The organism is Blattabacterium cuenoti (assembly GCF_014251335.1).
GTDB lineage: Bacteria > Bacteroidota > Bacteroidia > Flavobacteriales > Blattabacteriaceae > Blattabacterium > Blattabacterium cuenoti_G.
The window spans coordinates 201,008-213,556 of the sequence record NZ_CP059186.1 but is presented as its reverse complement, the minus strand read 5'-3'; the positions used below and the strand labels follow the sequence as shown (position 1 = coordinate 213,556).

The 12,549-nt window shown below is 26.4% G+C and carries 11 protein-coding genes; 5 read left to right on the top strand and 6 right to left on the bottom strand.

What is annotated here, in order from left to right; translation table 11 throughout:
• Positions 1 to 75 precede the first annotated feature (75 nt).
• Both serS and metF read left to right on the top strand, forming a co-directional pair.
• Positions 76 to 1,344 carry a serine--tRNA ligase gene (gene serS, locus H0H73_RS00980; protein ID WP_185852316.1) on the top strand — a complete coding sequence of 423 codons (1,269 nt, stop codon included), beginning with the start codon at positions 76 to 78 and terminating at the stop codon, positions 1,342 to 1,344.
• A 13-nt stretch (positions 1,345 to 1,357) separates the two neighbouring features.
• Positions 1,358 to 2,320, top strand: coding sequence for a methylenetetrahydrofolate reductase [NAD(P)H] (metF, locus tag H0H73_RS00975; RefSeq protein ID WP_185852315.1), 963 nt, complete (start codon positions 1,358 to 1,360; stop codon positions 2,318 to 2,320).
• Position 2,321: 1 nt separating this feature from the next.
• Here metF and H0H73_RS00970 read toward each other — a convergent pair whose 3' ends face one another.
• On the bottom strand, positions 2,322 to 3,302 hold the full coding sequence (locus H0H73_RS00970; protein WP_185852314.1) for a pyruvate dehydrogenase complex E1 component subunit beta: 981 nt from the start codon (positions 3,300 to 3,302) through the stop codon (positions 2,322 to 2,324).
• A gap of 115 nt (positions 3,303 to 3,417) precedes the next feature.
• Positions 3,418 to 4,032 (bottom strand): hypothetical protein, encoded by a 615-nt coding sequence (locus H0H73_RS00965; protein WP_185852313.1) that lies wholly within the window; start codon positions 4,030 to 4,032, stop codon positions 3,418 to 3,420.
• Positions 4,033 to 4,206: 174 nt separating this feature from the next.
• Here H0H73_RS00965 and H0H73_RS00960 point away from each other — a divergent pair, with 174 nt between their 5' ends.
• Positions 4,207 to 4,857 (top strand): bifunctional nuclease family protein, encoded by a 651-nt coding sequence (locus tag H0H73_RS00960; RefSeq protein WP_185852312.1) that lies wholly within the window; start codon positions 4,207 to 4,209, stop codon positions 4,855 to 4,857.
• Here the strand turns inward: H0H73_RS00960 and H0H73_RS00955 are convergent.
• The gene (locus tag H0H73_RS00955) at positions 4,840 to 5,355 is read right to left on the bottom strand and encodes a dihydrofolate reductase (protein ID WP_185852311.1); all 516 of its coding nucleotides are present in this window, start codon (positions 5,353 to 5,355) and stop codon (positions 4,840 to 4,842) included. The genes H0H73_RS00960 and H0H73_RS00955 overlap by 18 nt on opposite strands.
• A 32-nt stretch (positions 5,356 to 5,387) precedes the next feature.
• On the opposite strand from H0H73_RS00955, the gene H0H73_RS00950 reads away from it, so the two are divergent.
• Positions 5,388 to 8,042 carry a valine--tRNA ligase gene (locus H0H73_RS00950; protein WP_185852310.1) on the top strand — a complete coding sequence of 885 codons (2,655 nt, stop codon included), beginning with the start codon at positions 5,388 to 5,390 and terminating at the stop codon, positions 8,040 to 8,042.
• A gap of 3 nt (positions 8,043 to 8,045) precedes the next feature.
• Here the strand turns inward: H0H73_RS00950 and H0H73_RS00945 are convergent, their stop codons facing one another.
• The 3 genes from H0H73_RS00945 to ndk form a co-directional block, all read right to left on the bottom strand.
• Positions 8,046 to 8,780 (bottom strand): TPM domain-containing protein, encoded by a 735-nt coding sequence (locus tag H0H73_RS00945; protein ID WP_185852309.1) that lies wholly within the window; start codon positions 8,778 to 8,780, stop codon positions 8,046 to 8,048.
• Between the two features lie 77 nt (positions 8,781 to 8,857).
• Positions 8,858 to 9,463, bottom strand: coding sequence for a LemA family protein (locus H0H73_RS00940; protein WP_185852308.1), 606 nt, complete (start codon positions 9,461 to 9,463; stop codon positions 8,858 to 8,860).
• Between the two features lie 20 nt (positions 9,464 to 9,483).
• Positions 9,484 to 9,954: a nucleoside-diphosphate kinase gene (ndk, locus tag H0H73_RS00935; RefSeq protein WP_238784364.1), complete on the bottom strand. Its 471-nt coding sequence runs from the start codon at positions 9,952 to 9,954 to the stop codon at positions 9,484 to 9,486.
• 66 nt (positions 9,955 to 10,020) lie between these two features.
• Here ndk and H0H73_RS00930 point away from each other — a divergent pair, with 66 nt between their 5' ends.
• On the top strand, positions 10,021 to 12,477 hold the full coding sequence (locus tag H0H73_RS00930; RefSeq protein ID WP_185852307.1) for an alpha-ketoacid dehydrogenase subunit alpha/beta: 2,457 nt from the start codon (positions 10,021 to 10,023) through the stop codon (positions 12,475 to 12,477).
• Positions 12,478 to 12,549: the final 72 nt, after the last annotated feature.

Sequence of the window (12,549 nt, the reverse complement as noted above, 5' to 3'; positions counted from 1 at the left end):
ATATAGAAAATATTATTTGTATCTTGTCTATGATAAAAACGTATGGTAAATTACGATTATAGTTTTTCATATCATATGCTTCAAACCTCTTTTATACGAAAAAATAAAGTAAAAATTTTATTGGGATTAGAAAAACGTAATTTTCAAAAATTACATCTAATAGATGAAATATTAATTTTAGACGAAAAAAAAAAAATAGCTCAAAATGTTTTCAATAAAATATTGGAAAAAGAAAATTTAATTTCAAAAAAAATAGGTCGAATTTTGATTTCATATAATGATATTTCTCAAATAAAATATTTAAAAGAGAAATCCATTTTTCTAAAAGAAGAAAGAAAAAAGATTCATATTCGATTGGAAAAAATTTCTAAAATTTTAGAAAGTAAATTAAATAAAATTCCTAATATTCCTGATGAAAAAGTTAAAAAAAATTCTGAAATTCCTGATATTATTTATCAAGAAGGAGAAATTCATTGTTCCATTCTAAATCCTTTACCTCATTGGGAATTATCGAAAAAATTTTGTTTATTCGATTCAAATTTAGGAACCAAAATATGTGGTTCCGGTTTTACAGTTTATATGGGAAAAGGAGCTAAATTACAAAGAAGTTTAATACAGTATTTTTTAGATCAAAACATACAAGCTTCATATCAAGAATATAGTTTGCCTTATATTATTAATGAAAAATCTGGATATGCTACAGGACAAATTCCGGATAAAGAGAATCAAATGTATTTTATAGAAAAAGATAACTTTTATTTGATCCCTACTGGAGAGATTCCTATTATGAATTGTTATAGAAATAGAATTCTTACTGATTTAGAGCTTCCTATTAAAGCCACTACTTATACTTCTTGTTTTAGAAGGGAAGCTGGTTCTTATGGAGCAAAAGTTAGAGGGTTAAATAGGTTACATCAGTTTGAAAAAGTAGAAATTATTCAAATAACCACACCAGATTCTTCTTTTTTTTCTATGAATGAAATGATTTTACATGTAAAAAATATTTTAAAATCTTTAAATTTACCCTTTCGTCTTATTCGTTTAAATGGTCCAGATCTTGGATTTTCTTCTGCTATAACTTATGATTTTGAAGTTTATTCTATGGCACAAAAAAAATGGCTAGAAGTAAGTTCAATATCAAATTGTACTAATTTTCAATCTAATAGATTACATCTTAGATATAAGAATATTACAGGAAACATAGAATTGTGCCATACTCTTAATGGAAGTGCTTTAGCTTTACCACGAATTATAGCTGCTTTATTAGAAAATAATCAAACTGAAAATAGAATTAATATTCCTAAAGTTTTAGTTCCTTATACAAAATTTGATCATATTAAATAATAATTTTTACGTTATGAAAGTGACTGAGCATATAGCTAAAGCAAAAAAAAGTTTATTTTCTTTTGAAATATTACCTCCATTAAGAGGACGTGATATTAAAGATATATTTTCTACTTTAGATCCATTGATGGAATTTCGTCCACCTTTTATTGATGTGACTTATCATCGTGAAGAATTCATTTATGTAGAAAAAGATAATGGACTTTTACAGAGAAGAAAAATTTCAAGACGTCCAGGAACCGTAGGTATTTGTGCTGCGATTATGAATAAATATGGAGTAGACGCCGTCCCTCATCTAATTTGTGGAGGATTTAGTAAACAAATGACAGAAAATGCTTTAATAGATCTAAATTTCTTGGGAATAGATAACGTTTTGGTGCTTAGAGGAGATCCTCTAAAATCTGAGAAAAGTTTTTTTGCACAAAAAGATGGGCACGAATATGCAATTGAACTCGTGAAACAAGTTCAAGATTTGAATCTTGGAAAATATATTGATAAAACTTTTGTTGAGAAAAAAAAATCTACATTATTTGATTTTTGTATTGGAGTGGCAGGATACCCAGAAAAACATTTAGAAGCTCCAAACATAGAAAGTGATTTATTTTTTTTGAAAAAAAAAGTAGAAGCAGGAGCTGATTATATTGTGACTCAAATGTTTTTTGATAATAAAAAATTTTTTACTTTTGTAAAAAAATGTAGATCAGAAGGAATTTCCGTTCCTATTATACCTGGTATTAAACCTATTTCTTCTAAAAAACAATTAAACGGCTTACCATCTCGTTTTTATTTAAATATTCCTCATGAATTAGTAAAAGAAGTGGAAAAAGCTAAAGATAAAAAAAATGTATTCCATATTGGAATTGAATGGGCGATTCATCAATCTAAGGAGCTAAAAAATTCTGGTGTAGAAGTAATTCACTATTATACTATGGATAGACCAGAAAATATTTACAAAATTGTTCAAGCTGTTTATTGATTTATTGGATATAAAGAGTTTTTTTTATAGCATTGATTATTTTTTCTTCATTAGGATACCAGGTATTTACTAAATTCGAAGCATAAGGAGCAGGAGTATCTAATAAAGATATTTTATTAACAGGAGCATCAAGATAATCAAATGCTTTTTTTTGTATAAAATATGAAATTTCAGAAGCGATAGATGAAAAAGGCCATGATTCTTCCAAAATTACTAAACGATTAGTTTTTTGTACTGAAAATAAAATGGAATCATAATCTAATGGACGTATACTACGAATATCTATCACCTCTACACTAATGTTTTCTTTATCTAATTTAAATGCCACATTTAAAGCTAATTTCATAATCTTTCCAAAAGATACTAAACTAATGTCAGTTCCTTCTTTTTTTACATCTGCTTTTCCAATAGGAAGAATATATTCTTCATCTGGAATCATCATTTTATCTCCATACATTTGTTCAGATTCCATAAAAATTACTGGATTGTTATCTCTGATTGCAGATTTTAAAAGACCTTTTGCATCATAAGGATTACATGGAATTACTACTTTTAATCCAGGACAACTTGCATACCAACTTTCAAAAGATTGAGAATGTGTCGCTCCTAATTGTCCAGCAGAACCAGTAGGACCTCTAAAAACAATGGGAATATTCCATTGTCCTCCACTCATATAACGTATTTTTGCAGCATTATTAATAATTTGATCCATAGCAACTAAAGAAAAATTAAAAGTCATGAACTCAATAATAGGCCTACATCCATTCATAGCAGAGCCGACTCCAATTCCAGAAAATCCTAATTCCGATATAGGAGTATCAATAACTCTTTTAGGACCAAATTCTTCTAGCATTCCTTTAGATGCTTTGTAAGCTCCATTATATTGGGCCACTTCTTCTCCCATGAGGTAAACAGTATCATCTCTTCTCATTTCTTCACTCATAGCTTCTGCTATAACTTCACGAAAACTCTTTTCTTTCATAATCATACATTATTAATATAGATAGAATATGTCAATTTTTTTAAATATAAAAATAAAAAAACAACGGAAAAGAAAGATCATCCTTTCTTTTCCGTTAATTAAGAAATCAATGAATTTAATTTTTATTTTCTTTTTGCTTTTTAAAGAAGTATTCTTGTTTTTTTTCTAAATCTTCTTTTTCATTTCTTGCTTCTGTTATTGTTCTTGACAATTTATTCAAAAGTATATTTTTATCTTTAAGTACTTTTAATTTTTCTTTTCCATATTTTTTTTCATCTTCAAAAGCTTTTTGAGCTTGTACTTGTTCTTCTGAACCTACGGGTTTAGATCTCATTATCATTTTTTTTCTTTTGATTTCTTCCAAAATTTCTTTTTGAACTTCTACCATTTGATAATATTCATCATAATGTTTCGTATTTTCTAGTTCTAATTTTTCTATTTTTTCTTCTGCTTCTTTGATTTTTTTAGATAAATCTTCTGGATCTATACCATCTAGATTGAAAGATTCATTATTATCAGGGTTTTCAGTATTATTAGAAGTGGAATCTGTGGAAGGAGTTTCTGAGGAGGGTTGTGTTGAAGCAATGGTGGAAGGAGGATCAGGGACAGATGTATTATTATTCACGCCAGATTCTTCTTCTCCTGTAGAAGTTATATCATCATTACAGGAAATAATAAATCCTAACGCTATGAAAATTGTTGGGATCAAAAATCTAAAAGAAGTATTCATAATAAAAATTTTAAATATTATTATTAAATATATAAAAAAAATTATTACATATAACTAAGAATTTCATTATATTATTAGTAGAACAATAAATGATAAAAAGAACCTTCCAAATTTAGTATATTTGGGTGAGGGAAAAATGTTTAGATTTATTATAATTTATATTTATATATTCCTATGGATCAACTTATTAGATTAGCTATACGGGGAATATCCTTAAGTCAAATACAATCTGGTATATATGTTTTATTGCTTGAAGAAGAATCTGGAAGAATAAAACTTCCGATTATTATAGAGAGTTTACAAGCTCAGTCTATTGCTTCCGCTTTAGGAAAAAGAGACCCATCTAGATCTTTCACACATGACTTATTTCTTTCTTTCGCCAAAGTATTTCATATTAAATTAAAAGCGGTAGTTATATATAAATTATTGAATGGAATATTTTTTTCTTATATTTTATTGGAAGGAGACTACGTAGAAGAAGAAGGAAAGAAAATAGAGAAAAAAGAATATAAAATAGAATCAAAAACATCAGATGCTGTTGCTTTAGCCGTACGATTTCAAGCTCCTATTTATACAACAAGAGAAATTTTTGATAAAGCGGGAATTTATTTTGAAAATGGGTTCCCTATTGATAAAGAAAATGATACAGATACATCTGAAACGGAAATGGAAAATAGTGGTCTTCTTTTTTTTAAAGAAAAAAGTCAACAGGATTTAGAAAATATGACAGAAAAAGATTTGAATGCTTTATTAAATCATGCGGTAGTCAATGAATGTTATGAACTTGCGGCACGAATAAAAAAAGAATTAGATAGAAGAGAATAAATTATTTTTTCTTTCAAATCTAATAAAGCTGTAGTTGAATAAATGATTATTATCTTTTTCATAAATAAATTCATATATTTTTTTCCATTTTTTTTTATCTATTTTTGGAAATTTGGCATCTCCATGAAATTTTTTATGAACAAGTGTTAATTCTATAGTATGTGCTTTTTCAATTATGGAGTCATATGTTTTTTCTCCTCCTATAACAAATATTTTTTTATATGTAAAATTTTCTACCTGTTTTATAGAAGAAATAAATCTAATATTTTTTTGATTTTTTAAATATAAAAAGTTTATTTTATTTTTTGTTAGTATAATATTTTTTCTTTCCGGAAGTATCTTTCCAATAGATTCGAAAGTTTTTCTTCCCATAAGAACTGTTTCTCCCGTAGTTAAGTTTTTAAAACGTTTTAAATCATTAGGTAAATGCCACATTAATTGATTATTTTTTCCTATAAATCCATTTTTTGAAACAGCAGCAATTATAACTATTTTCATGATTATTTCAATTTTTTTTATATTTTAAATTTATGGATATTCCGATTAAATATGATCACAAATCCGTAGAGAAAAAAAGATATCATTATTGGATGAAAGGAAATCACTTTTCATCTTATCCAGATGATAGAATTCCTTATGCTATAGTAATGCCTCCTCCAAATGTAACTGGAATTCTTCACATAGGACATATGCTGAATAATACTATACAGGATGTTTTAATTAGACATTTCAGAATGAAAGGATATAATGCTTGTTGGATTCCGGGAGTAGATCATGCCTCTATTGCGACAGAAGCAAAAGTTGTTCATAACTTAAAAAAAAAAGGGTTATCTAAGATTTTTTTAGGAAGAGAAAAATTCTTGTATCATGTAATGGAATGGTCTAATAAGCATAAAAACATTATTTTTGATCAACTTAAGAAATTTGGATGTTCATGTGATTGGAATCGTACTCAATTTACGATGAGTCCAAAATTATCTCAATCTGTAACAAAAGTTTTTATAGATTTATATAATAAAGGATACATATACAGAGGTTATCATGTCGTTAATTGGGATCCGGAGGCTCAAACTACACTTTCTGATGAAGAAGTTTTTTATAAAGAACATATTGGAAAACTTTATTATTTAAAATATAGAATAAAAGGAGAAAATAATTATGTAACTGTAGCGACAACTCGTCCTGAAACTATATTTGGTGATACTGCAATTTGTTGTCATCCAAACGATATCCGTTATGATCATTTGAAAGGAAAATACGCTAAAATACCAATAGTAAATAGATATATTCCAATTATACAAGATTCATATGTAGATCCCAGTTTTGGTACTGGATGTTTAAAAATTACCCCGGCTCATGATATACATGATAAAAATATAGCAGATAGACATAAATTAGAAATCATAGAAATTTTTAATAAAAATGCAACTTTAAATGAAAAAGGACTTCATTATCAAGGGATGGATCGTTTTGAAGTGAGAGAAAAAATCATAGAAGAACTTAATAAGTTGGAAGTTCTAAAAAATATAGAAAAATTTAATCATAAAATAGGTTTTTCGGAACGTACTTTATCAGTAGTTGAACAAAGACTATCTCTTCAGTGGTTTTTAAAAATGCAAAAGATATCTATTCCTGCTATAGAAGCTGTAAAAAATGGAGATATTAAATTTTATCCCAAAAAATTTCATAAAACTTATTTTAAATGGATGAGTCAAATTCGTGATTGGAATATATCTAGACAATTATGGTGGGGGCATCGTCTTCCTGTTTATTATTATGGTAAAAAAATTAATGATTTTGTAGTTGCAGAAAATTTAGATAAAGCATTAGAAAAAGCAAGATTTAAAAGTAAAAACCCATACTTAAGTCATCATGATATATGGCAAGATCCGGATGTTTTAGATACTTGGTTTTCTTCTTGGTTGTTACCTTTATCTGTGTTTGATGGAATTTATCATCCTCATAATCATGAAATTGTTTATTATTACCCTACTGAAGAAATAGTGACAGGGTCAGATATATTATTTTTTTGGGTTGCACGTATGATTATATCTGGTTTTTTATTAAAAAATCATAAACCTTTTAAAAGGGTTTATTTCACTGGCATTGTTAGAGATTATGAAAATAATAAAATATCAAAATCATTAAATAATTCTCCGAATCCTATAGATTTAATCAATAAATATGGAGCGGATTCTGTTCGTATGGGATTAATGCTTAAGAATAGTGTAGGAAAAGATTTTCATTTTGAAGAAAAAATATGTTTACAAGGAAGAAATTTTTCTAATAAAATATGGAATGCTTTTCGCCTAATTCAAAGTTGGAAAGTAACAAAAAATAAATATGTTTCTGATTCTTCTTTACTTGCTATTAAGTGGTTAAAAAATCGTTTTTATTATGTTTTGGATATTTTTGAAAAATCTTTCCAAGAGTATAGATTGGATGAATCATTAATGATTTTATATAAATTTATTTGGTATGATTTTTGTTCTAGTTTTCTTGAAATTATCAAACCTATTTCTGGAAGTAAATGTATACCAGAAATGGTGTATTTAAATGTTGTTAAGTTTTTTGAAAATATACTGAAATTATTGCATCCATATATGCCTTTCATATCAGAAGAAATTTGGAATCTTATTAGAAAAAGAGAACTAAAAGAGGCTCTAATTATTTCTTCTTGGCCTGAGAAAAAAATTTATGATTATGATGTTTTAGTATCTTTCGAAAAAGCCACTGGAATCATATCTAAAATACGCAATATTAGAAATCAAAATCATATTTCTCATAAAAAAAGTCTTGTTTTATTTTCTATAAGAAAAAAAGAAAAAGAAAAAGAATATGATCCCATTATATTAAAGTTAGCGAACTTAGCTAAAATAGTGCCTGTATCAAAAGAACCTGAAAATGTTCCATTTTTTTCTTTTTTATTAGATACAGATCAGTTTTTTTTATCTTTAGATCAGGAAAAATTTTCTTTTAATCATATGAATATTGTTAAAATTGAAAATAAAATTCAATATTTTTATAATTTATTGTCTATAATTAGAAAAAATTTATATAATAATAAATATGTGACTTCTGTTCCAAAAGATTTACTTTTGAAAGAAATAAAAAAAGAAAAAGATACATTAAATCAAATTAATAGACTCAAGAAATATTTAAAATCTTTAAAAAAAAATAGATAAAATTTACCAGCTACTGCTGCTCCCTCCTCCTCCGAAATTTCCTCCTCCTCCAAATCCATCAAAATCATCATCATGATCATGAGAAGAATTTTTATTTCTGAATAAAAAATTCGTTAAAAATAACGTATTTAATAATGAACTTCCTGTTTTTCTTGTCAAGAAAAATAAAAAAAATAGAATCAAAAAAATACTAATTTTAGTTAATAAATTCCATATAGAAAAAATTTTATGATTTTGTTTTTTTTGATATTTATTTTTTAATATTTTAAATATCTCTTGAGTACTATAATCTATAGCTTGATAATAAAGATTATTTTTCAATATAGGTTTTATTCTTTTGATAATCTTCATAGTTAAGAAATCGGTAATATAGGGCTCTATACCATATCCATTTTGGATCGAAATTTTCCTATCATGAATAGATAATAATATAATTATGCCATTATTTTTATTAATTTTTCCGATTCCCCACTTTTCTCCCCATTTAGAAGCTAATAAATTTGGATCTTCTCCATTAAGATCACGAATAATGATAACTAAAATCTCTGTTGATGTAATTTTAGAATATGAAATTAGTTTTTGATTTAATTTTTCTATTTTTTTTTTTGAAAAAACTCCTGCATAATCTTGTACAGGATATATTTTTTTTGGAGCTTCAGGAATATAAAATTGTCCTTTTACTAAATTTGAACAAAAATAAATTAAAACAATTAAAATATATTGAATATTTGTTTTCATAATTTTTTAATTTAAATTGCTCTTTATATTATGCATGCATGGGATCATGCATAGCATAGCATGAATAAAATGATAATCTAATTATCGGAAAAATTTATAATTGGAGACTTTTTAGATCCTATTTGAGATTGAAAATATCCTTTTTCCTGAAATTTATAAAAAAAGTTCGCAATTATAATTTTTGGAAATTGATTTCTATAAGTATTGAAATTATTTACTTTCTCATTAAAACGATTTCTTTCTACATTTATACGGTTTTCTGTTCCTTCTAATTGATTTTGTAATTCATAAAAGTTTTCCGTTGACCTAAGATTAGGATAATTTTCCACAATCAAGAGGAATCTATTGATAGAATTATTTAATTGATCTTGTACTTGTTGAAATTTATTTATTTGATTTTGATTCAAATCATTTCTATTTATGGAGCTAGAAGTAGCTTTTGATCTAGCTTCTATAATTTGATTTAATGTATTTTTTTCAAAATTTGCAGATCCTTTTACTGTATTTACCAAATTTGGAATTAAGTCAGCTCTACGTTGATAAACATTTTCGACTTGCCCCCATTGTGTTTTAATATTTTCGTTAAGTCTTACTAAGTGATTGTATGTATTAGCTATCCATAATACAGTTACAGATATTAAAATAAAAATGGAAGAAATAGCTATTAGAAAATTTTTTTTCATACCGATTAAAAATTTATTAATTACAAATCTTCTTTATAAAAAATTTCTCTACTAGAAAAATAAAACAAACATTCTTTAAATGCATTTTGATTACTATCAGATCCATGTATTGCGTTTTTTTCTAAAGAGGTAGCATATAAATTTCGTATAGTTCCTTTTTTCGCATGTATTGGATTTGTATCGCCTATTAAAATTCTAAAATCTTTCACAGCATTTTTTTTTTCTAATATTAGAGATACAATCGGTCCAGAAGACATAAACTTTACTAAAGATTTGAAAAATAACTTTTTTTTATGTTCTGCATAAAATTTGGTAGCTGATTTTTGTGAAATTTTCGTCATTTTTAGCGCTATAATATGAAATCCAGCGTGAACTATTTGAGATAAAATAGGTATAATATATCCTTTTTGTACCGCATCCGGTTTTATAATAGAAAGAGTGATTTTTCCATACATATGATGAATCATAATTTCTATTTCATTGAAAAACATTTAAAATTAAATAAAGAAATTCATAAATGAAAATTCCTGTATTTTCATATAAAAAATGATAATTCTATGAATTATAAGAATAATAAAAAATATAGTGATGATGAGGAAATCTATTTTGATTTTGATTCATTTAAAGAAATGGTTTTAAATGATTACAGATTAGCACGAATTAGTCGTGAAACTAGTATTTTAGGTCGTAAAGAGGTTTTAAATGGAAGAGCTAAATTTGGGATATTTGGAGATGGGAAAGAAATTCCTCAATTAACTATGGCAAAAGTTTTTAAAAATGGAGATTATCGATCTGGATATTATCGAGATCAAACATTTATGATGGCTATTGGAGTTTTAACTGTAAAAAATTTTTTTTCGCAATTATACGCCCATTCAGATTTAGAAGCAGAACCTGTTTCGTCTGGAAGAATGATGACGGCTCATTTTGGAACACGTTTTTTGAATGAAGATGGAAATTGGAAAAATCTAATTAAACAAAAAAATTCTAGTGCGGATATTTCTTCTACTGCAGCTCAAATGCCTAGATTATTAGGATTAGCTCAAGCTTCTAAGATTTATAAAGAATTAAAAAATTTAAAAAAAACACATAATATATTTTCTAATAATGGAAATGAGGTCGCTTTTGGAACTATTGGAAATGCTAGTATTTCTGAAGGATTATTTTGGGAAACATTGAATGCGGCTTCAGTATTGCAGATTCCGATTATTATTTCCATTTGGGATGATGAATATGGAATATCTGTTCCTAATAAATATCAATTTTCGAAACAAAATATTAGTGATATTTTATCTGGATTTCATAGAAATAAAAAAGAAAAAGGAATAGAAATTATTCGTGTAAATGGATATAATTATATAGATCTTACAAAAACATATATTAAAGCAGATAAAATCGCTCGTAATGAACATGTTCCTGTGATTATACATGTTATGAATTTAACCCAACCTCAAGGGCATTCTACTTCTTCTTCACACGAAAGATATAAATCCAAAGAACGTTTAGAATGGGAAATGAATCATGACGGAATCAAAAAATTTAGAGATTGGATTCTAAATTTTAGATTTGAAACGAATCAAGAAGATTATCGTATAATAGCTAATGTTAGTCATTTAGATCAAATAGATATAGAAGCTAAAGAATATGTTAAAAATGAGAAAGAGAAAGCTTGGAAAGCATTTAGAAAACCTATTCTTAAAATTCAGAATGAAGTTATAAATATTTTATATAAAATACAAGATAGTTATACGGAAAAAAAATGGGTTCAAAAATATATAAAAAAATATATTAAAGAATTAAATGATGTAACACAAAATTATCCTACTAAAAAACCAATATTTAGCATTGCTAGAAAAGTATTATATCTTTTATCAGAAATTAAATCTTATCCAAAAGACTGTCTGAAAAAATGGATTAAAAAAAAATATCTTGAAGAACAAGAAAACTATTCTTCACATTTATATAGTATTTCTGAAAAAGCTTGTGTAAGAATAACAGAAGTTTTTCCTGTGTATAATAATAATTATGAAGTAGATGGAAGAATTGTATTAAGAGAAAATTTTGATAAATTGTTGAAATTACATCCTGATCTTTTAATTTTTGGAGAAGATGTAGGAAAGATAGGAGATGTTAACCAAGGATTGGAAGGATTGCAAAAAAAATATGGAAAAATTCGTGTTTTCGATACAGGAATACGTGAATCTACTATCCTTGGTCAAGGGATAGGTCTTGCAATGCGAGGGCTTCGTCCTATAGTTGAAATTCAATATATAGACTATATTCTATATGCTTTACAAATTATGAGTGATGATCTTGCTTGTTTACAATATAGAACAAAAGGAGGACAAAAAGCTCCTGTTATTATTAGAACTAGAGGACATCGTTTGGAAGGAATATGGCATTCCGGTTCTCCAATGGGAGGAATTATTAATTATTTGAGAGGTATTTTGGTTCTTGTTCCAAGAAATATGGTAAAAGCGGCTGGATTTTACAACACTTTATTATCTGGAGATGATCCTGCTTTAGTTGTTGAATGTCTTAATGGATACAGAATCAAAGAAAAAATACCTAAAAATTTAGGTTTATTTAGAACGCCTATTGGAATAGTAGAAAGAACAAGAAAAGGAAAAGATATCACTATGGTTACTTACGGTTCTACCTGGAAAATTGTCAATGAAGCAGCAGACGAATTATATAAGATTAATAATATAGATTCTGAAATAATTGATATTCAGTCTTTATTGCCCTTTGATTTACAAAAGGATATTGTTAAAAGTTTACAAAAAACCAATAGACTATTGATTATAGATGAAGATGTTCCGGGAGGAGCTTCTGCTTATATTCTACAAAAGATATTAGAAGAACAAAATGGATATTATTACTTAGATAGTCCACCGGTTACAATTACAGCTCAAGAACATCGTCCACCTTATGGATCAGATGGTGATTATTTTTCAAAACCTTCCGTTGAAAATATAGTAGAAAAAGTATTAAATATGATGCATGATAGTTAGATAATTCAGTCTTTTATTGTAATAATTTTTTTTTAAATATAATATTTGTTTATTATTATATTAGTTTTAATA